General features: G+C 73.6%; 20 protein-coding genes. 10 read left to right on the forward strand and 10 right to left on the reverse strand.

Features of this window, described 5'->3' with window-relative positions; translation table 11 throughout:
- The first annotated feature begins 65 nt into the window (after positions 1-65).
- Positions 66-1,331, forward strand: a complete 1,266-nt coding sequence (fabF, locus tag OG982_RS08390; RefSeq protein WP_266788224.1) for a beta-ketoacyl-ACP synthase II — start codon at positions 66-68, stop codon at positions 1,329-1,331.
- Positions 1,332-1,411: 80 nt separating this feature from the next.
- Here fabF and OG982_RS08395 read toward each other — a convergent pair whose 3' ends face one another.
- A complete protein-coding gene (locus OG982_RS08395) occupies positions 1,412-1,906 on the reverse strand; it encodes a DUF3145 domain-containing protein (protein ID WP_266788223.1) in 495 nt (164 codons plus the stop codon).
- Positions 1,907-2,157: 251 nt separating this feature from the next.
- Here OG982_RS08395 and OG982_RS08400 point away from each other — a divergent pair, with 251 nt between their 5' ends.
- The gene (locus tag OG982_RS08400) at positions 2,158-3,054 is read left to right on the forward strand and encodes an SGNH/GDSL hydrolase family protein (protein ID WP_266788222.1); all 897 of its coding nucleotides are present in this window, start codon (positions 2,158-2,160) and stop codon (positions 3,052-3,054) included.
- Positions 3,055-3,174: 120 nt separating this feature from the next.
- Here the strand turns inward: OG982_RS08400 and OG982_RS08405 are convergent, their stop codons facing one another.
- Complete coding sequence (locus tag OG982_RS08405; RefSeq protein WP_266948225.1) at positions 3,175-5,613, reverse strand: beta-glucosidase; 2,439 nt, start codon at positions 5,611-5,613, stop codon at positions 3,175-3,177.
- Between the two features lie 183 nt (positions 5,614-5,796).
- Between OG982_RS08405 and OG982_RS08410 the strand changes: the two genes are divergently transcribed.
- Complete coding sequence (locus tag OG982_RS08410; RefSeq protein WP_266788220.1) at positions 5,797-6,372, forward strand: TetR/AcrR family transcriptional regulator; 576 nt, start codon at positions 5,797-5,799, stop codon at positions 6,370-6,372.
- Between the two features lie 4 nt (positions 6,373-6,376).
- Here OG982_RS08410 and OG982_RS08415 read toward each other — a convergent pair whose 3' ends face one another.
- Positions 6,377-7,024, reverse strand: coding sequence for a hypothetical protein (locus tag OG982_RS08415; RefSeq protein ID WP_266788219.1), 648 nt, complete (start codon positions 7,022-7,024; stop codon positions 6,377-6,379).
- 119 nt (positions 7,025-7,143) lie between these two features.
- Between OG982_RS08415 and OG982_RS08420 the strand changes: the two genes are divergently transcribed.
- Positions 7,144-7,875: a carbon-nitrogen hydrolase family protein gene (locus OG982_RS08420; RefSeq protein ID WP_266788218.1), complete on the forward strand. Its 732-nt coding sequence runs from the start codon at positions 7,144-7,146 to the stop codon at positions 7,873-7,875.
- On the opposite strand, the gene OG982_RS08425 is transcribed toward OG982_RS08420, so the two are convergent.
- Positions 7,872-8,156, reverse strand: a complete 285-nt coding sequence (locus OG982_RS08425; RefSeq protein ID WP_323139238.1) for a helix-turn-helix domain-containing protein — start codon at positions 8,154-8,156, stop codon at positions 7,872-7,874. The genes OG982_RS08420 and OG982_RS08425 overlap by 4 nt on opposite strands.
- A gap of 148 nt (positions 8,157-8,304) precedes the next feature.
- Here OG982_RS08425 and OG982_RS08430 point away from each other — a divergent pair, with 148 nt between their 5' ends.
- Positions 8,305-9,192: an NAD(P)-dependent oxidoreductase gene (locus tag OG982_RS08430; RefSeq protein WP_266788216.1), complete on the forward strand. Its 888-nt coding sequence runs from the start codon at positions 8,305-8,307 to the stop codon at positions 9,190-9,192.
- 18 nt (positions 9,193-9,210) lie between these two features.
- Here the strand turns inward: OG982_RS08430 and OG982_RS08435 are convergent, their stop codons facing one another.
- The 3 genes from OG982_RS08435 to OG982_RS08445 all read right to left on the reverse strand — a co-directional run bounded on the left by OG982_RS08435 (position 9,211) and on the right by OG982_RS08445 (position 11,646).
- Positions 9,211-10,056, reverse strand: a complete 846-nt coding sequence (locus OG982_RS08435) for an EI24 domain-containing protein (RefSeq protein WP_266788215.1) — start codon at positions 10,054-10,056, stop codon at positions 9,211-9,213.
- A 77-nt stretch (positions 10,057-10,133) separates the two neighbouring features.
- Positions 10,134-10,556, reverse strand: coding sequence for an organic hydroperoxide resistance protein (locus tag OG982_RS08440; protein WP_266788214.1), 423 nt, complete (start codon positions 10,554-10,556; stop codon positions 10,134-10,136).
- A 64-nt stretch (positions 10,557-10,620) separates the two neighbouring features.
- Positions 10,621-11,646 carry an NADP-dependent oxidoreductase gene (locus OG982_RS08445; RefSeq protein ID WP_266788213.1) on the reverse strand — a complete coding sequence of 342 codons (1,026 nt, stop codon included), beginning with the start codon at positions 11,644-11,646 and terminating at the stop codon, positions 10,621-10,623.
- Between the two features lie 109 nt (positions 11,647-11,755).
- On the opposite strand from OG982_RS08445, the gene OG982_RS08450 reads away from it, so the two are divergent.
- Positions 11,756-12,184, forward strand: a complete 429-nt coding sequence (locus OG982_RS08450) for a MarR family winged helix-turn-helix transcriptional regulator (protein ID WP_266788212.1) — start codon at positions 11,756-11,758, stop codon at positions 12,182-12,184.
- A 76-nt stretch (positions 12,185-12,260) separates the two neighbouring features.
- Here the strand turns inward: OG982_RS08450 and OG982_RS08455 are convergent, their stop codons facing one another.
- On the reverse strand, positions 12,261-13,139 hold the full coding sequence (locus OG982_RS08455) for a hypothetical protein (RefSeq protein ID WP_266948229.1): 879 nt from the start codon (positions 13,137-13,139) through the stop codon (positions 12,261-12,263).
- Between the two features lie 78 nt (positions 13,140-13,217).
- Between OG982_RS08455 and OG982_RS08460 the strand changes: the two genes are divergently transcribed.
- The gene (locus tag OG982_RS08460; protein ID WP_266788210.1) at positions 13,218-13,817 is read left to right on the forward strand and encodes a hypothetical protein; all 600 of its coding nucleotides are present in this window, start codon (positions 13,218-13,220) and stop codon (positions 13,815-13,817) included.
- Here the strand turns inward: OG982_RS08460 and OG982_RS08465 are convergent.
- Positions 13,814-14,554, reverse strand: coding sequence for a triacylglycerol lipase (locus tag OG982_RS08465; RefSeq protein WP_266788209.1), 741 nt, complete (start codon positions 14,552-14,554; stop codon positions 13,814-13,816). The two genes, OG982_RS08460 and OG982_RS08465, sit on opposite strands and share 4 nt — an antisense overlap.
- A gap of 221 nt (positions 14,555-14,775) precedes the next feature.
- Between OG982_RS08465 and OG982_RS08470 the strand changes: the two genes are divergently transcribed.
- Both OG982_RS08470 and OG982_RS08475 read left to right on the forward strand, forming a co-directional pair.
- On the forward strand, positions 14,776-15,813 hold the full coding sequence (locus OG982_RS08470; RefSeq protein ID WP_266788208.1) for a rod shape-determining protein: 1,038 nt from the start codon (positions 14,776-14,778) through the stop codon (positions 15,811-15,813).
- Positions 15,810-17,417, forward strand: coding sequence for a GAF domain-containing protein (locus tag OG982_RS08475; protein WP_266948231.1), 1,608 nt, complete (start codon positions 15,810-15,812; stop codon positions 17,415-17,417). Before OG982_RS08470 ends, OG982_RS08475 begins: the two co-directional genes overlap by 4 nt.
- 153 nt (positions 17,418-17,570) lie before the next feature.
- Here the strand turns inward: OG982_RS08475 and OG982_RS08480 are convergent, their stop codons facing one another.
- Positions 17,571-18,026 (reverse strand): Lrp/AsnC family transcriptional regulator, encoded by a 456-nt coding sequence (locus tag OG982_RS08480; RefSeq protein WP_266948233.1) that lies wholly within the window; start codon positions 18,024-18,026, stop codon positions 17,571-17,573.
- Positions 18,027-18,095: 69 nt separating this feature from the next.
- Here OG982_RS08480 and OG982_RS08485 point away from each other — a divergent pair, with 69 nt between their 5' ends.
- On the forward strand, positions 18,096-18,848 hold the full coding sequence (locus OG982_RS08485) for a hypothetical protein (protein ID WP_266788205.1): 753 nt from the start codon (positions 18,096-18,098) through the stop codon (positions 18,846-18,848).
- Positions 18,849-18,855 lie beyond the last annotated feature (7 nt).

The following is an 18,855-nucleotide window of genomic DNA, read 5'->3' on the forward strand; positions in this document are numbered from 1 at the left end:
TGTCGCCACCTGGCGGTGGCGCCGTGACAATTCAGCACCCCCTTACACGTGGAGAAAGAATTCCTGTGAGCCCGACCAATCGCACCGTGGTCGTCACCGGTATCGGCGCAACCACTCCGCTGGGTGGCGACAGCGCTTCGACCTGGGAAGGTCTGCTTGCCGGCCGTTCCGGCGTAAAGCCCCTGGAGGGCGAGCGCTTCGCCGAACTCCCGGTCCGCATCGCCGCCCCGGTCGCTGTCGACCCGAGCGAGGTTCTGCCCCGGCCGCTGGCCCGCAAGCTGGACCGCTCGGCGCAGTTCGCCGTCATCGCCGCCCGTGAGGCCTGGGCCGACGCCGGCTTCACGGCGCCCGCGGGCGAGGACGAGTCCATCGTGCCGGAGCGCCTGGGCACCGTGATCGCCTCCGGCATCGGCGGCGTCACCACGCTGCTGGACCAGTACGACGTCCTGAAGGAAAAGGGTGTGCGCCGGGTCTCCCCGCACACCGTCCCCATGCTCATGCCGAACGGCCCCTCGGCCAACGTCGGCCTGGAGGTCAACGCCCGCGCGGGCGTGCACACCCCCGTCAGCGCCTGCGCGTCCGGCGCCGAGGCCATCGGCTACGCCGTCGAGATGATCCGTACCGGCCGTGCCGACGTGGTCGTCGCGGGCGGCACCGAGGCGGCGATCCACCCGCTGCCGATCGCCGCGTTCGCCAACATGATGGCGATGTCCAAGAACAACGAGAACCCGACCGCGGCCTCCCGCCCGTACGACAAGGCCCGCGACGGCTTCGTCCTCGGCGAGGGCGCGGGCGTCGTGATCCTGGAGTCCGCCGAGCACGCCGCCGCGCGCGGCGCCCGGGTCTACTGCGAGGTGCTGGGCCAGGGTCTGTCCGCGGACAGCCACCACATCGCGCAGCCGGAGCCGACCGGCCGCGGTGTCGCGGCCGCCGTGCAGAACCTGCTCGACAACACCAACCTGGACACCTCCGAGCTGGTGCACCTGAACGCGCACGCCACGTCCACCCCGCAGGGTGACACGGCCGAGCTGAAGGCCCTGCGCAAGGTGCTGGGCGACGACCTCGACCACATCGCGATCTCCGCGACCAAGTCGATGACGGGCCACCTGCTGGGCGGCGCCGGCGGCATCGAGACCGTCGCGACCGTGCTCGCGCTCTACCACCGGATCGCCCCCGCGACGATCAACGTGGACGAGCTGGACGACGACATCGACGCGGACATCGTCGTCGGCGAGCCGCGCAAGCTGCCGGCCGACGGCCCGATCTCCGCGATCAACAACTCGTTCGGCTTCGGCGGCCACAACGTCACCCTGGCCTTCCGCACCGTCTGACCGGACGCGGCAGTACGTACGGAAGGGCCCGCCCGGCATTCGCCGGGCGGGCCCTTCCGCGTTCCCGTGTGCTCGGGAGCTCAGACCACCTGGTGGAGCCAGCGGACCGGGGCGCCCTCGCCCGCGTAGCGGAAGGGTTCCAGCTCGTCGTCCCAGGGCTTGCCGAGCAGTCTGGCGATCTCCGCCTCCAGGTCGGTCTCGCCGCGCGCGGAGCGGGCGAGGGCGGCGCGCAGCCGGTCCTCGGGGATGAGGATGTCGCCGTGCATTCCGGTGACGGCGTGGAAGATGCCGAGTTCGGGGGTGGAGCTGTAGCGCTCGCCCTCGGCGGTGGCGCAGGGTTCCGCGGTCACTTCGAAGCGCAGCAGGTGCCAGCCGCGCAGCGCGGAGGCGAGCTTCGAGGCGGTGCCCGCTTCGGCCTGCCAGGAGAACTCGGCTCTCCAGGTGCCGGGGGAGGCGGGCTGCCTGATCCAGTCGAGGTTCACCCGCACCCCGAGCACGCCCGCAACAGCCCATTCCACGTGCGGGCAGAGCGCGCGCGGTGCGGAATGCACGTACAGAACTCCACGTGTCGTCACCGGGACCTCCAGTGTGGGACGAGGTCGGGAATAAACTCCAGAAAACGGACAGTATGTGACGTGATGTAATTTAGCGGAAAGAATCTGACAATGCGTCGCGGGACCTGCGGCCGAAACGCCACGGGAAAAAGCTACCGTGCGCCAGGGGTCCTGGTGTGACGTACGGTCGGTCCAAACCCGGTAAACACAGAGCTTTCACTCAGCAGGACGCCCCCGAAGGACACGGGGCGACGAGGGAGGGGACCAACCCGATGCGCACCACCGCTCCGCACCGCCGCGCGCGTCGCACTCTCGCGGGAGCGCTCGCGACGGCGGCCGTCCTGGCCGGGACGGTTACGGGGTGCCACTCGGGCGAGTCGGACGCCGGCGGCGAGCGCGGGGCGCAGGCCGCGCCGCGCTGGAACACCGCGCCCGCCTCGATCGCCGCCGTGGGTGACTCCATCACACGCGGTTTCGATGCCTGTTCGGTGCTGGCGGACTGCCCGGAGGTCTCCTGGGCCACCGGAGACGACCCCGCCGTGCAGTCGCTGGCCACCCGGCTGCTCGGGCAGGCCGAGGCGCCCTCGCGCAGCTGGAACTACGCGGTGACGGGCTCGCGGATGGCGGACCTGCCGGGGCAGCTGGCCTCGGCCGCCGAGCACAAGCCCGCCCTGGTCACGGTGATGGTGGGCTCGAACGACGCCTGCCGGCCGCTGGCTTCCTCGATGACCCCGGTCGCCGAGTTCCGGGCCGGGTTCGAGAAGGCGCTCGCCGGGCTGCGGGCCGCCTCGCCCGAGTCCCAGGTGTACGTGTCCTCCGTGCCGGATCTGCAGCGGCTGTGGGAGCAGGGCAAGGACAGCCCGATGGTGCGGCAGATCTGGAAGCTGGGCATCTGCCAGTCGATGCTGGCCGACCCGCTGTCGGCGGCGACCGGGGCGACGTCCCGCCGCGAGCAGGTGCGGGCGCGGGTGGTCGAGTACAACGAGGTGCTGCGCGAGGTCTGCGCGAAGGACGAGCTGTGCCGCTACGACGGCGGCGCGGTCTTCCAGTACCCCTTCGAGGCGGACCAGTTGAGCCGCTGGGACTGGTTCCACCCGGGGAAGAACGGGCAGGCGCGGCTGGCCGAGCTGGCGCACCGCCAGGTGACCTCGGCCGAGCCGCCGCGCTGAGCACGGAGACGGACCAGGGGCCGGGAGCACCTCCCAGCGGTGGCTGGGGAAGCGTCAGGGCCCGCCCCCGGTCCGGTTTATGGGTGATTTCCGGCCATATCGCGAACCGGAGCTCTGGCCTTAGATCTCCAGGGCCGCCGTGAGGCGCGTATCGGTGTGGGAGTGGCTCGCGCGGACCTCGTAGGCGCCGCCGATCCGGCGCCAGCCGCGCGCCTCCTCGTCCCAGATCTCGAAGGCGCGGGCGGGCAGCGCGATCTCGGCCTCGACGCTCTCCCCAGGGCCCGCCTCGACGCCCGCGAAGCCGGCCAGCCAGCTGGCCGGGCGCTCGACGGAGTCCGCGACGGGTGCCAGGTAGACCTGGACGGTCTCGCGGCCGCGCCGGGCGCCGGTGTTGGTGAGGCGGACCCGGGCCGTGTCGGGCGTGACCTCCAGGGACTCGTAGGTCCAGGCGGTGTAGCCGAGGCCGTGCCCGAACGGGAAGGCGGGGGCGATGCCCTGCTTCTCGTAGGCCCGGTATCCGATGAAGAGCCCCTCGCGGTACTCCAGGCGCCCCTCGGCGGGGACGACCTCGGTGACGGGCGCGTCGGCGAACTCCGCGGGCCAGGTGGTGGGCAGCCGCCCGCCAGGCTCCGCGTCCCCGAGGAGTACGTCGGCCAGCGCGGCGCCGCCCTCCTGCCCGGGGAACCAGGTCAGCAGCACGGCGGCGACGTCCTCGCGCCACGGGAGCGCCACCGGGGAGCCCGCGTTGACGACGACCACGGTGTTCGGGTTGGCGGCGGCGACGGCGCGGACGAGGTCGTCCTGCCGGCCGGGCAGGGTCAGGTCCTTGCGGTCGAAGCCCTCGGACTCGACGCGCTCGGTGGTGGCGACCACCACCACGGCGGTGTCGGCGGCCCGCGCGGCCCGGGCGGCCTCGGAGATCAGCTCGTCGGCGTCGCGCCGCGGGCCGAGGTGGAGCAGCGAGAACATGATCGCCTTGAGCGGCAGCGTGCTCGTGTCGGGGACCTGGAAGGTCAGCGACACCTCGACGGGCTCGCCCTCGGTGAGGGTGACCCGGGCGCGCTCGCTGGGTGCGCCGAAGAAGGCCTCGAAGGGGTCGGCCTCGTCGCCCATCGGCTGGACGCCCTCCCAGAGGGTCTCGCCGCCGACGGCGAGGGCGAACGCGCCGAGCCCGCGCGTGCCGAAGGCGTGCTCGCCGCTCTCGCGCGGCAGATACGTGCCGGTGACCTCTATGCTCGCCATCGTCTCGTACGTGGCGCCCGCGGGCAGGTCGTCGCCGATCCACTGGACCTGACCGGTGGGCAGGCTGCCCGCGCCGAGGAGCGCGCCGGAGGCGTCGCGGCAGACGGCGCGCAGCTCGAAGCCCTTGTCGGCGGGGGCGAGTTCCTCGCTGGGGTCGGCGCCGACGCTGAAGGTCAGGGCCCCGTCGGGGAGGGCTGCGGTGAGCCCGTCGAGCGGGGAGACCACCCGCTCGGGGAAGACGGTGGCGGAGCCGCCGCCGAGGACCCGGGCGTCGCGGGCGGCGGCGCCGATGAGGGCGACGGTGCCTGCGGCCGCCGCGTCCAGCGGCAGGGTCGCGTTCTCGTTGCGTACGAGGACGAAGCCGCGGGCGGCGAGTTCGCGGGCCAGCGCCTGGCCGTCGACGGCCGCGGGCGGCTCGGTGACGACGGCGGGCGCGCCCTGAAGGATCCCGACGCGGGCGGCGAGGCGCAGCACGTTGCGCACGGCCGCGTCGACGGCGGACTCGGGGACCTCCCCGGCGCGCACGGCCTCGGCGAGCGCGGGCCCGTAGACGGTGGCCGGGCCGGGCATGGCGACGTCGAGGCCGCCGAGGATGTCGCCGGTGGTGGAGCGGGCGGCCATCCAGTCGGAGACGTTGTAGCCGTCGAAGCCCCATTCGGCGCGCAGGACGTCGTTGACCAGGTACTGGTGCTCGGTCATCGTCGTGCCGTTGACCCGGTTGTACGCCGTCATGATGCCCCAGGGGTGGGCGTTCGCGACGATCGCCTCGAAGGGGGCCAGGTACAGCTCGCGCAGCGGGCGCGGGGCGATGACGCTGTCGACGGTGAAGCGCTCGGTCTCGGCGTCGTTGCCGACGAAGTGCTTGACGGTGGTGCCGACGCCGCCGTCCTGGACCCCGCTGACGTAGCCGCTGCCGATGGCGCCGGTGAGGTACGGGTCCTCGGAGTAGCACTCGAAGTGGCGGCCGCCGAGCGGGGAGCGGTGCAGGTTGACGGTGGGCGCGAGGAGGACGTGGACGCCCTTGCGGCGGGCTTCCTGGGCGAGGAGCCGGCCGGCGCGGCGGGCGAGGGCGGGGTCCCAGGAGGCGGCGAGCGCGGTCGGGGAGGGCAGGGCGACGGAGGGGTCGTCGGCGGTCCAGCGCACGCCGCGCACCCCGATGGGGCCGTCGGACATGACCAGGGACTTCAGCCCGATCTCGGGGACGGCGGGCAGGGACCACATGTCCTGGCCGGCCAGGAGACGGGCCTTGGTGTCGAGATCCAGCTTGCCGAGCGCCGCTTCGACGGCGTCTTCACGAACCTGATCGGCATCGGTCACGGCCGTGCCTCCTCATGTGAGTGCGGGTGCGGGGTGCGAGTGCGGTTGCGGGGGTGTTGCGGTGCGGTTTCCTCATCGTGGACCGATTACCTGGTGAACGGTAGGGTTTGTTATATACCCGTAACCTCCAGTTGTGTCGTACGGTCCTGCTGGCATGCAGTGGACGGAAGGGGAGCCGGGGCGATGGCCAGGGCGAGGAGCGAGGAGCGGCGCGGCGACATCGTCCGCGCGGCCGTCGAGGTGATCGCGGAGCGCGGCTACCGGGGGGCGTCCCTGGGCGCGGTCGCCGAACGCGTGGGCCTGACCCAGCAGGGCCTGCTGCACTACTTCCCGACCAAGGAGGCGCTGCTGGTCGCGGTGCTGGAGGAACGCGACCGCTGGGACACCGGCGGCGGCTCGCGGGCCTCGACCGGGACCTGGCGCCTGGACCTGCTGGCCTCGCTGGTGGAGTACAACGCCATGCGCCCGGGCATCGTGCAGACCTTCTCGGCGCTGCTCGGCGAGAGCGTCACCGACGGGCACCCGGCCCGGGAGTTCTTCACCGAGCGCTACGCGCAGGTCCGCGCCGAGATGGCCGCCGTCCTGCGCGCCGAGTTCGGCGACCGGCTGCCCTCGGGCCTCACCCCGGAACAGGCCGCCCCGCTGCTGACGGCGGTGATGGACGGCCTCCAGTACCAGTGGCTGCTCGCCCCGGAGTCCGTGGACATGGCGGCGGCCTTCCGGTCGTTCCTGACCCTGCTGCGGGGTCCCGGGGCCTGACCCCTCAGGACCCCAGCAGCGGGTCGTGGACCGGACAGGGCGGGCGCCGGGACGGAGCGGGCACGCGGTAGTAGGCGCGGTCGCGCAGGCGGCCCGTCCAGGGGTCGGCCGTCGAGGGGCGCTTGACGAGCAGATGGCGGCTGCTGCCGGTCCGCAGGTGCGCCCGGTACTCGCCGAGCAGCGGGTCCGCCTCGCCGAGGAAGTCCCGGATCTGGTCCTCCAGCAGGCAGAACGGGCAGTCCGGTCCGGGCATGACGTGGAACTGCGTGCCCTCGGGGTTGTCGTCGCCGGGGAAGGCGGTGAGGGCGACGGAGCCGCTGAACAGCACGCAGACGCCCATGACCTGCGGGCCTTCCGCACTCGCCACCCGCCGCACGAGGGTGCGGAACACAGGGGCGTCGATCCGCCGGATCCGGGCCATGGTGGTGCGCGCGGCGGCGAGCAGGTTGTAGACCGCGGCCACCAGCGAGACGGCGGCGACCACCGGCAGCGACCAGGACGGCCCCTTGTCCCACACCAGCCACAACAGCAGCGCGTTCGCCACCACGACGTAGAGGACGCAGACGCGCAGCCCGGCGCCGCTGACCCGGATCGACCGGGTGCACAGGATCAGGAGCGCGCAGGCCAGGACGGTGTAGAGCCAGGCGGGCATCGGGCGACCTCCGTCAACTCCCTTGAGTGAGCAGGCGGTTACAGCATCACCCGCATCGCGGCGGTACGTCGAGCCCCCTGCCCGGCGCTCCCCGGCACCCCGGCTGGCATGCTGGGGCGGTGAAGATCGCCGCAGCCCAGCTGACCTGCGTCCCGGCCGACATCGCCGCGAACACCGCGCAGGCCGCCGCCCTCGCCGCCCGGGCCGGCGACCAGGGCGCCGAACTGGTCGCGTTCCCCGAGTTCGCGCTCACCGGGTACGAACTGGAGTCGCTGGCCGCCGACCCGGGCCTGTGGATCACCGGCGCCGACGACCCCCGCCTCGACCCCGTCCGCTCGGCCGGCATCGCGACCGCCGTGAACGTCGCCCTGCGCACCGCCGGCCCGCTCCCCGCCATCGCGACGCTGGTCTACGGGGCGGACGGCGCGCACCTGACGACGTACGCCAAGCGCCACCTCTACCAGCACGAACAGGGCGCCTTCCACCCCGGGGACACCGACGGCCGCTTCGAACTCGGCGGGATCCGCTTCTCCCTGGGCGTCTGCTACGACAACCACTTCCCCGACCTGACCGGGCGGGCCGCGGCGGACGGCTGCCGGGTCCATCTGGCGGGCTCGCTCTACGGCACCGGCGACGGGATCCGCGAGCGGGCCACCGTCTACCCCGGGATCGCGCGGGAGCACGGCCTCTACGTCGTCCTCGCCAACCACGTCGGCCCGGCGGGCCCGTGGACCGGCTGCGGCCGCGCCGCCGTGTGGGCCCCGGGCGGAGCGCTGCTGGCCGAGGCGGACGACCGTACGCCCTCGGTGGTGACGGCCGACATCGACGGGGCCGCCGCCCGTCCCCTCTAGGCCGAGTCCGGGAGCAGGTGTTTGGCGCCCCACTCCCCCAGGGACGTCAGGGCCGAGCCCAGGTCCTGGCCGCGCGGGGTCAGCGAGTACTCCACGCGCGGCAGAACCTCGTCGTAGACCTCGCGGTGGACGATGCCGTCCGCCTCCAGCTCCCGCAGCTGGGCCGAGAGCACCTTCTCGGAGACCCCGGGGACCAGCCTGCGCAGCTCGCCGAACCGACGCGGGCACTGCTCCAGCTCCCACAGGAGCGAGACCTTCCACTTGCCGTCGATCACGGACATCGCCGCGGCGATCCCACAGTGATCCGCACCGGGCCTTCGCGTCAGCGCCATCGCACACCCTTCCCGACCTGCTCGCTCACCCTGGGGTAAGCACCCACTCCAAAGTGCGTACTTGAGGCCCTGTCAGCCCGCCACCAGGCTAAACGTCATGACCGACAACCTCACGAAGACCCCGCTCACCCTCCTCGGCCTCGGCGCGATGGGCACCGCCCTCGCCCGCACCTGGCTCGCCGCCGGCCACCCCCTCACCGTCTGGAACCGCACCCCCGCCAAGGCCGAGGCCCTCGCCGCCGAGGGCGCCGCCGTCGCCGCGAGCCCCGCCGGGGCGGTGGCCGCGAGCGGGCTCGTCGTCCTGTGCCTGCTCGACGACGACACCGTCGGCTCCGCCCTGGAGGGCGTCGACCTGACCGGCAAGGACCTCGTCAACCTGACCACCGGAACCCCCGCCGAGGCCCGCGCCCGGGCCGCCTGGGCCGAGCGGCGCGGCGCCCGCTTCCTCGACGGCGGGATCATGGGCACCCCGTCGATGATCGGCGCCCCGGCGGCCGGCGGGTACGTCTTCTACAGCGGCTCCCGCGCCCTCTTCGACGCCCACCGGGCTGTGCTGGAGGTCCCGGCCGGGGCCCGGTTCGCCGGGGAGAACCCCGGCTACGCCGCCCTGCACGACGTGGCGCTGCTGAGCGCGATGTACGGGCTGTTCGGCGGGATCTCGCACGCGTTCGCGCTGATCGAGGGCGAGGACATCGCCCCGCAGGACCTGGCGCCGCTGCTCGGCGAGTGGCTGGGCGCGATGGGGTTCTTCGTCGGGAACGCGGCCGGACGCCTCGCCTCCGGGGACTTCACCACCGGCGTCGAGTCGAACCTGGCGATGCAGGTCGCGGCCGGCGGCACCCTGCTGCGCACGGCGGCGGAGCAGGGGGTCAGCGCCGAGCTGATCACCCCGTACCTGGAGCTGATGCGGGAGCGACTGGAGGCCGACCCGGCGGCGCACGGCGCCGAGGACACGACGGGCGCGATCGCCCTGCTGAAGCGGTAACCGGCCGGCCGGCGGCTCCTACATGCGCGGCGGCGGCCCGAAACCCCCGGCGGCGGGCGGCTGTGACGCCACCCCGCCGTCGGCCCGGGCTTCCCCGGACTCCTGGCCCGCCTCCCCCGAGGCACTGTCCTCCCCCGTCAGCTCCCGCGCCATCAGCGTGGCCCCCGCCACCGCCCCCGGCATCAGGAACACCGCCACCAGCGGCACCAGGAACGCCAGCACCAGCGGCACCCCGAACCCGAGCACCAGCATCCGCCGCGACCGCAGCAGCTCCAGCCGCTCGGCCAGCTCCACCTTGCGCCGCTGTAGCGCGACGGAGGTGAGCTCCTCGGTGAGGAAGTACCCGGAGACGCAGAACCCGATGGCCGGGATCACCGTCTGCCCGACGACCGGGATGAACCCGAGCGCGAACAGCAGGATCCCGTACAGGGCCACCCGGCAGAGCACCTTCAGGCTGTCCCGGGCCGAGATCCACAGCTCCCGCCCCAGCGAGAGCCCGGACTCGGGGACCGCGCCGCCCTCGGTGCGGTCGACCTGCTCCGAGAGCGACTCGTAGAAGGGCTGGCCGATGAGCAGGGTCACCGCGGTGAAGGTGATCACCGCGAGGAAGAGGCCGAGGCAGAAGACCAGGCCGGTCAGGAAGCCCCGGAACAGCCCGAGCCACGGCGAGGACCAGCCGTCGGCGAAGGGCGTGGCCCAGGCGGTGAGGTCGTCGGCGCCGTAGCCGAGCCCGATGAGGGCGCCGGTGTACAGCACCAGGGACACCAGCCCCGGCAGCAGGCCGAAGCCCAGCCAGCGGCCGTGCCGGAACACCCATCGCTGTCCGGCCAGCAGATGGCCGAATCCCCCCGCAAGATCACGCATGGGTCCAGCTTAAGACCGCGTACGGCGAAGGCCGCACCCCGGTGCGGGGTGCGGCCTTCGGCGAGCGGGGTGCCGGATCAGACGGCGAGCTCGACGGTGATGTTGCCGCGGGTCGCCTTGGAGTACGGGCAGACCTGGTGGGCCTTCTCGATGAGGTCCTTGGCGGTGGCGACGTCCACGTTCGGGATCGAGGCGGAGATCTTGACGATCAGGCCGAAGCCGTCGTCGTTCTTGCCGATGCCGACCTCGGCGGTGACGGTGGAACCGGAGATGTCCGCGTTCTCGTTGCGGGCGACGACACCGAGCGCGCCCTGGAAGCAGGCGCTGTAACCGGCGGCGAAGAGCTGCTCCGGGTTGGTGCCGGCGCCGCTGCCACCCATCTCCTTGGGCGGGTTCACCACGACGTCGAGCTGACCGTCGTTGGTCGCGACGCGACCGTCACGGCCGTTCTCGGCGGTGGCGACGGCGGTGTACAGGACGTCGGACTGCTGGATGGACATGTAAGAGGATCCTCCTGGTAATCGCCGCGACTCGCGCCCACGATCGCGACGGTGTGGAGTGAGCCTAACCGGTGAAAGAAACGATCATCTTTCCGGTGTTCTCACCGCGCAGCATTCCGAGGAACGCGTCGGTCGCGTTCTCGACGCCCTCGACGACGGTCTCGTCGGCCACGAGCTCGCCCGAGCGCAGCCAGCCGGCCACGTCCTGGACGAACTGCTGCTGGAGACCGGCGTGGTCGCCGACCAGCACGCCCTGCAGGCGCAGCCGCTTGCCGATGACCTGCATCAGGTTGCGCGGGCCGGGAGCGGCCTCGGTGTCGTTGTAGTGGGCGATGGCCCCGCACAGGGTGGCCCGGCCGTGCACCTTCAGGGAGGAGATGGCGGCCTCCAGGTGGTCGCCGCCGACGTTGTCGAAGTAGACGTCGATGCCCTCGGGGGCGGCCTCGGGGAGCTGCTGGGCGACGGGGCCGTTCTTGTAGTTGAAGGCGGTGTCGAAGCCGTACTTCTCCGTGAGGAGCGTCACCTTCTCGTCCGAGCCGGCGGAGCCGATCACCCGGGAGGCGCCCTTGATCTTGGCGAACTGGCCGACGAGGCTGCCGACGGCACCGGCGGCGCCTGAGACGAAGACGGAGTCGCCCTCCTTGAAGGAGGCGACCTCGAAGAGGCCCGCGTAGGCGGTCAGGCCCGGCATGCCGAGGACGCCGAGGTAGGCGGAGAGCGGGGCGAGGGCGGCGTCGACCTTGGTGCCGTGCGCGGCGTCCAGCTCCGCGTACTCGCGCCAGCCCAGGTGGTGCAGGACGTGGTCGCCGACCGCGAAGCGCTCGTCGGCGGAGGCGACGACCTCGCCGACCGCGCCGCCCTGCATGGGCTCGTCCAGCTGGAACGGCGGTACGTAGGACTTCGCGTCGTTCATCCGGCCGCGCATGTAGGGGTCCACGGACATGTGGAGGTTGCGGACGAGGATCCGGCCGGCGGCGGGCTCGGCGTTCACCGGGGCCTCGCGCAGGGCGAAGTCCTCGGCGACGGGCCAGCCCTGCGGGCGGCGGACGAGGTGCCACTCACGGCTGACGGCGGGGATCTCGAAAGACATGCGGAGCTCCTGACGAAGGAAGGTGGGCCGGCGAAGAAATACTTCACCAGGTGAAACAACCATGCGCCTGGATATTTCATGTTGTCAAGTAAATGGGTACGCTGGTTCCATGCCCAGTCGTCGCGCAGACCCCCTGACCCTTGAGGTCGTCGAACTCATCGGCGATGTCGTGGCCCGCTACCACGTGGAGTACGAGCACGCGGCCGCCCAGCACCAGCTCACCGGTGCCCAGGCCAGGGTGCTGACCATGCTGTCGCTGGAGCCGTCGCCCATGCCGATGCGCAAGATCGCGCAGAAACTGCGGTGCGAGCCCTCGAACATCACCGGCATCGTGGACCGGCTGGAGACCCGCGGCCTGGTCGAGCGGTTGCCGGATCCGGCCGACCGCAGGGTGAAGCTGGCCGCGCCGACGCAGGAGGGTCTGCAGACGGCGGACCGGCTGCGCGAGTCGCTGGACTTCGCGCGGGAGCCGCTGGGCGGCCTGTCGACGGCCGAGCGGACGGCGCTGCGGGACCTGCTCAGGCGGATGCTGGGCTGACGGCGGCCCGCGCCGCCCTGGGCTCAGCCGCCACCCCTGGACTCAGCCGCCGCCCTCGGCTCAGCCGCTCCTGGGCTCAGCCGCAGATGAACCAGAAGATGCAGCCCTTGGTCTTGGTCGGGCTCGGCTGCGGGGAGGGCGTGCCCGGCCCCGGCGTGGCGGGGCTCCCGCCGGCGGAACCGCTCGGCGAGGGCTCCCCGGACTTCGACGGCTGTACGACGACCCCGCCCCCGGGGCCACTCTGCGTCGGCCCCGGCTTCCCGGAGGCGGAGGCACTCCCACCCGGCCCCGGCTGCGCACTGCCGCTCGGGGACTGCCCCGGGGCGGCCGACTTCGACATCCCGGCGGCGCCCTTCGCCGGCCCGGGACCCTTCGCCGACGGCAGCGCCGAGGGCGCGGCGGGCGCCCGGCTGGGCAGCGGAGCCGGCTGATCCGGTCCGGTGTCGTCGGTCAGCATCACCTTGGAGGCCCGGTCGGAGCCCTCCGCCCCGGTCACCATCCTGGCCACCGCCACCCCGCCCCCGACGGCGAGCAGCAGGCCGAGCCCGATGCTCATCCCGGTCCGGCGCCGGCGGCGGTTCACGCTGCGTCGGCGGGCCCCGGGGTTGCGCTCGTTCGGCGCCGAGAGGGTGACGACCCAGTCCTCGGCCCCGGCCCCGGTCTCGGCGGGCCCGGGGACCTCCGCGGGTCCGGCGGGCTCGGGGGACTCGGCGGACTGGGCCTGCGAGGGCCCTGGCGGCGCGACCCCGGGCTGCGCGGGCCCGGGGTACACCGGCCCGGGGTACGCCGGCGCCGGGTACACCGGCCCGGGATACACCGGCGCCGGGTACACCGGTCCCGGCGCGGGCTCGGCGGCCACCGGGGCGGCGGGTATCAGGTACTCGGCCGGGGTTCCGCACCCGGCGCACGCCAGTGCGCCGTTGAGGTGTCTGTGGCAGGCGTGGCAGTAGTTCATGGCGCCCGCAGGCTACGTGGTCCCCCGCAACATCCACATCGCGGGAACGTAAGGATCCTGTGTGGAATCGTGTCCTCCATGACCGCGCCACCCCCCTCGGGCCGCTTCGGGCCGGCCTCCTTCCAGCTGGTCCTGCTGCGCCGGATGGCCGACTTCCGGCCCGACCTCGCGGAGGCGGCCCGGCTGCGGCTGGGCGCCTCCCTCGCCGAGCAGCGGGAGGCGAACAAGCGCTGGCAGGCGATGGTCCGCTCGCCCCGTTCGCGCGGCGCCCTGGCCCGCTACCGCTCGGTGCTCGGCCCGCCGGAGTCGGTGTCCGCGCGCACCATCGGGGACCTGGCGTGCGAGGCCCTGCTGTGGCCGGTGCCGCTCTGGCCGGACCTGCGCTTCGAGGTGCTGGCCGGGCCGGACGGCGCCGTGTGGAACGAGTGGCTGGTGCGCGCCCCGGGTGCGCCGGGGCCCGTGCTGGAGGGACCGCAGGACCTGAGGCCCTGGTCGGCCACGGTGGACGAGGTGGCCCGCGCCTTCGCCCCCGTACGCCCCATGGAGGGCACCGCGCCGACCCGGTGGCGGCTGGCGTTCGCCGCCCGGGGGCGGCCGTACGTGGCGGAGTTCACGTACGGCCTGCTCCAGCGGGTGCTCGTGGACGGGGTCGAGACGGACCTGCCCGGATCGCCCTAGGGGGTGTCGCGGCCCTGGGAGGCGAGGAAGGCGCGGACGCCGGCCGAGGTGGCGTCGTCGCCGAGCAGGTCGTTGTGCTTCAGGCAGCCGACCGGCGTGTTGACCGCCCCGGCCAGCGGGACGCTGCCGTCCGGGTTGATGACCTCGTCGCAGTTCGACCAGAAGGTCGCGTACTTGACCGCGCCCGGGGTCTCGTCCCCGCCCGCCAGGTTCCTCACCACGTACGAGCCGGGGGTCATGTCCCGGCACGCCTGGTCCCACAGCGCGCACGCCCAGGCGGTGGAGGTGCCGTGGTTGGGGCCGGCCAGCGAGACCCAGTGGTTCACGGTCGCGGTGCCGCCGCCGTGGCTGACGTACCAGCGGCTGACCAGGGAGCCGAACGAGTGCGCCACGATGTCGACGCGGGCGGCGCCGGTCTGCCGGCGGACCTCCTCGACGTACGCGCCGAGCTGCCCGGCGAGCACCTCGTTGACGGAGCGGTGGGTGTCGTAACCCCAGGAGAAGAGCTCCGAGTCGGCGTACCCGTCGGCCCTCAGGTCCTCGCGCAGGGCGCCCCAGACTCCCGGGTCGGCGTTGTAACCGTGCACAAAGACGACCGGATCACGGGGGGCGGCCCGCCCGGACGCCTGGGCGGCGGACCAGTCCCGGGACGGGCTCGCGGCCTGCGCCGGGAAGGGCGCCGACAGGGCCAGGCAGAGCGTCAGGAGTGCCAGGATTCGCTGGCGGGGCGTCAGCATCGGGTCCCCTTTACCTTGTTACGCACGAGTAGCGCGGGCGGTGTGCGCATGGTGCTGCCTGTCGGTACAGAAATCCACCCCCGTGCAGCACCCGGGCCACCCCCTCGGCGCACCCCGACCGGAGCACCACAACGGGCGAAATGTCCCATCTACCCGAGAAGATTGAGCTGCGCCCGGCACCCGCCGGTCTTCTTGCGCCAGCGCTCTCGGGAGGATCTGCCGTGACCGTCAGTCTTGAGCAGTTGCGTCGCTGCCACGTCGCCGTCGACCTGGGCGCGGCCAGGACCCGCGTCTACGTCAAGGGCGCCGGCCTCGTCGTCGACGAACCCAGCGTCGCCGCGGTGAACACCCGCACCGGCGCACTCATCGCCGTCGGCACCTTCGCCGAGCGGATGACCGGCCGCACGCCCGACTACATCCGGGTCGTACGCCCCGTCTCCGGCGGCACCGTCGTCGACATCGAGATGGCCCAGCGGATGCTGCGTCACCTCCTCGGCGAGAAGCTGCGGCGCGCCCTGCGCCGCAAGCCCCGGCTGCGGGCCGCCGCCTGCACCCCGCACGACGCCGACCCGCTCGCCCAGCGCGCGGCCGTGGAGACGATGGTCGGGCTCGGCGCCCGCCGCGTCGAACTGGTCGACACCCTGATCGCGGCGGCCGTCGGCTGCGGCCTGCCCGTGGAGCAGCCGACCGCGACGATGATCATGGTGTGCGGGGCGGCGGCCACCCAGGTGGCGGTGCTCTCGCTCGGCTCGATCGTCACCGCCGAGCGGATCCCCGTCGGCGGCGAGGCCGTCGACCACGCCGTCGTCCAGCACCTGCGCCACGCGCACGACCTGATGCTGCCCAGCCAGGCCGTCCGGCCGCTCCAGCTGGCCCTGCACGGCAACGGCCTCACCGCCGAGGGCCCGGCCTCCACCCTGATCCACGGCCGCGACGTGGCCACCGGACTGGCTCGTTCCGTCCACGTGGACACCGCGGCCGTACGGGACGCCATCCACACCCCGCTGACGGCCGTGCTCGACGGCATCGGCAAGGTGCTGCGCGACTGCCCCCCTGACCTGGTCGCCGACCTGACGGACCGGGGGATCATGATGGTGGGCGGCAGCGCCCTGCTGCCGGGGCTCGACCAGATGCTGCGGGACGCCACCGGAATGCCCGTCGCCATCGCGGAACGCCCCGACGTGTGCGCCGTACTCGGTCTCGGCGCGATGCTCGAAGGGAAGATCTCGCCCATGGTGCTGAACCCGCTGGCCGAATGACGTTCGCCGATCGAGTCGATCCCGGGGACCCCCGGGATCCCGGGGGTGCCGTCGGTACGGGGCCCGAGCGGCCGTCCGCCCTCCCGGTCCTGCTGGAGGCGGTCCTCAGCGTCGGCTCCGAGCTGGAGCTGAACACCACTCTCCAGCACATCGTGGACTCGGCGGCCGAGCTCTGCGACGCCCGGTACGCGGCGCTCGGGGTCATCGACCCCGAGCGCGTCCGGCTGACCGCGCTGATCACGACCGGGCTCACCGCCGAGGAACGCGCCGCGATCGCCGGACCGCCCGACGGACACACCGGCGTCCTCGGCGCGCTCGTCCGCGACCCCCGCCCGCTGATGCTGGACGACCTGACGGCGGACCCGCGCTTCGAGGGCTTCCCGCCCGGCCACCCGCGGATGCGCGGCTTCCTCGGCGTCCCCATCCGGGTGCACACCGAGGTGTTCGGGAACCTCTACGTGACCGAGAAGCGGGGCGGCGGCCCCTTCACGGACGCGGACCTCTCGCTGCTGCGGGTCCTCGCCTCACAGGCGGGCATAGCGATCGGCAACGCCCGGCTGTACGAGACCGCGCGCCGCCGGGAGCGCTGGATCGAGGGCGCCGCCGCGGTGACCACCGCCCTGCTGGCCGGGCGCCCGGCGGCGGACGCCCTGATGTGCGTGGCCGAACGGGCCCGGCTGCTGGCGGACGCGGCGGCCGGCGTGATCCTCCAACCGACGTCCGAGGGCGGCATGGAGATCGTGGCCGCCTCCACCCACGGGGATCCCGGGGACCTGGTCGGCACCTCCATCGCACCGGGTTCGGCGGTGCTGGAGCAACTGCTGGGCGGCGAGCCCGTCTTCATAGAGGACTCGGCGACGGACCCCCGGATGACGACCCACGTGCGGGAACGTTTCGGCCCGAGCATGATGCTGCCGCTCCAGAGCGGCGGCCAGCTGATCGGCACCCTCGCCCTGCCGCGCGCCCGGGGCGGCCAGCCGTACGACGCGGTGGACCGGCTGCTGGCCTCCCAGTTCGCCTCGCAGGCCGCGCTGGCCCTCGTCCTGGCGGATGCCCAGCACGACCGGGAGCAGCTCGCGGTGTACGAGGACCGCGACCGGATCGCGCGGGACCTGCACGATTTGGTGGTCCAGCGGCTGTTCGCGACGGAGATGATGCTGGAGAGCACCCGGCGCCGCTCCTCGAACGCGCCCACCGGGGACACCGTGGAGGACGAACTCGGCCGTGCGGTGGACGAGCTGGACTCCACGATCCAGGAGGTCCGCACCGCCATCTTCGCCCTCCAGCAGCCCCCGACGGACGCCCCGACGACCTTCCGCGGCCGGGTCCTGCGCGAGACGGGCGGCGCGGCGGTGCTGCTCGGCTTCCAGCCGTCGGTGCACTTCGCGGGCGCGGTGGACGCGCTGCTCCCCGACCCGGTGGCGGCCGGCCTGCTGGCGGCGCTGCGCGGCGCGCTCGCGGCCGCCCACCGGCGCAGCGGCGTCACCTCGATCGACGTCGCGGTGGACGCCACCCCCGCCCGCGCGCGCCTGACCGTCTCCGACGACGGCATCACGGAGCCGGGCGCCCGGGGCACGACGGTGACGTGGGAGTCGGCGCTGTAGCTGGCCCGACGCGTGAGAGGTCTCCGCGTGGCCGCGTGCCGTCGCGCGGCCGCATGCCGTCGCGCGGCCGCGTGCCGTCGCGTGGCCGCGTGCCGTCGCGTGGCCGCATGCCGTCGCGTTCTCGCGGCGCGGCGGGCACGGCACCGGGGCTCGTCACGGCCGTACCGGCCCGCCCGAACCCGGCCGGGTGGCTGCCCGGAGCGCGATGCGGGTGCTGGACTGGGCCACCCCGGCATCCCGCTTGAGCCGGCGCAGCAGCGCGTCGAGGGCGGCCGGGTCGGCGGCCCGGGCCCGTACGAGGTAGTCGTACTCCCCCGTGACGTGCACGACCTCGGTGATCCCGGGCAGGTGCGCGACCTGCCGCTCGAACTCCTCGTTGGTGGTGTCCTGGCGCAGCGTGAGGTCGATGAAGACGACCAGCCCGCCGCGCGTGTCGGCGGCCGGGTCTACGACGACGGTGAACCCGCGGATCACCCCGTCACGGCGCATCCGCCGCACCCGGTCGGCGGACGCGTTCGCGCTGAGACCGACGCGGACGCCGAGGTCGCGGTACGAGATCCGCGCATCCTCCTGCAGGATTCCGAGAATTTCCCTGTCGAGGCGGTCCATGCCGCGATTCTCGCAGCCGGGGCCGATATGCGCTGCCGCGTTCCGGGGCCGCCGCGCACCCTCGCCTCCATGAGCGAACTGTTGACGCCGGCCCTGTCGGGCGCGGTGGCGGGCCTGGGCGTGGCGATGCCGATGGGTGCGATGAGCGTGCTGCTGCTCCAGGAGGCGATCCGGCACCGCCGCACGGCGGTGGCGGCGGCCGCGGGCATCGCCGCGGTCGACCTCGGATACGCGGCCCTCGCCACCGCGCTGGGCCCCTGGGTCGCCGCGCACGTCACCCCGGTGGAGGCCTGGGTCCGCCTCGCCTCGGCCACGATCCTCCTGACCATCGCCGCCCACGGCCTCTGGACGGCCCGCCGCACTCCACCCCCGAACGCCTCGGTCCCGGGCTCCGACTCCGCTGCGGGCCCGCACTCGGGCCCTGGCCGGGCCGAGCCGGTACCGGCCCCGGCCGGCGCCCGGGCCACGGGCCGCGGCCCGGGACCTTCTCCGACCCCCGCTTCGGACACGGACGCGGGGTCCGGGGCGGGGCCGGGGAGGGCGTTCGCCCGGTATGTCGGGCTCACCGCCGTGAACCCCACCACCGCCCTCTACTTCGCCGCGCTCACCACCGCCCAGGGCGCCTCGCTCCGCGCGGGCGCGGCCGGGGCGGCGTTCCTCGCCGGGGTCGCGGTCGCCTCGCTCCTGTGGCAGCAGACCCTCGTCGCCATCGGCGCCTTCGCCGGCAGCCGGATCTCCCCGACCGCCCGGGCCTGGACCTTCCGCCTCGGCTACGGCCTGGTCGCGGCGTACGCGCTGAAGATCGCCTTCCCCTTGCCGTAGCGCCCCC

This window comes from Streptomyces sp. NBC_01551, assembly GCF_026339935.1.
Lineage (GTDB): Bacteria > Actinomycetota > Actinomycetes > Streptomycetales > Streptomycetaceae > Streptomyces.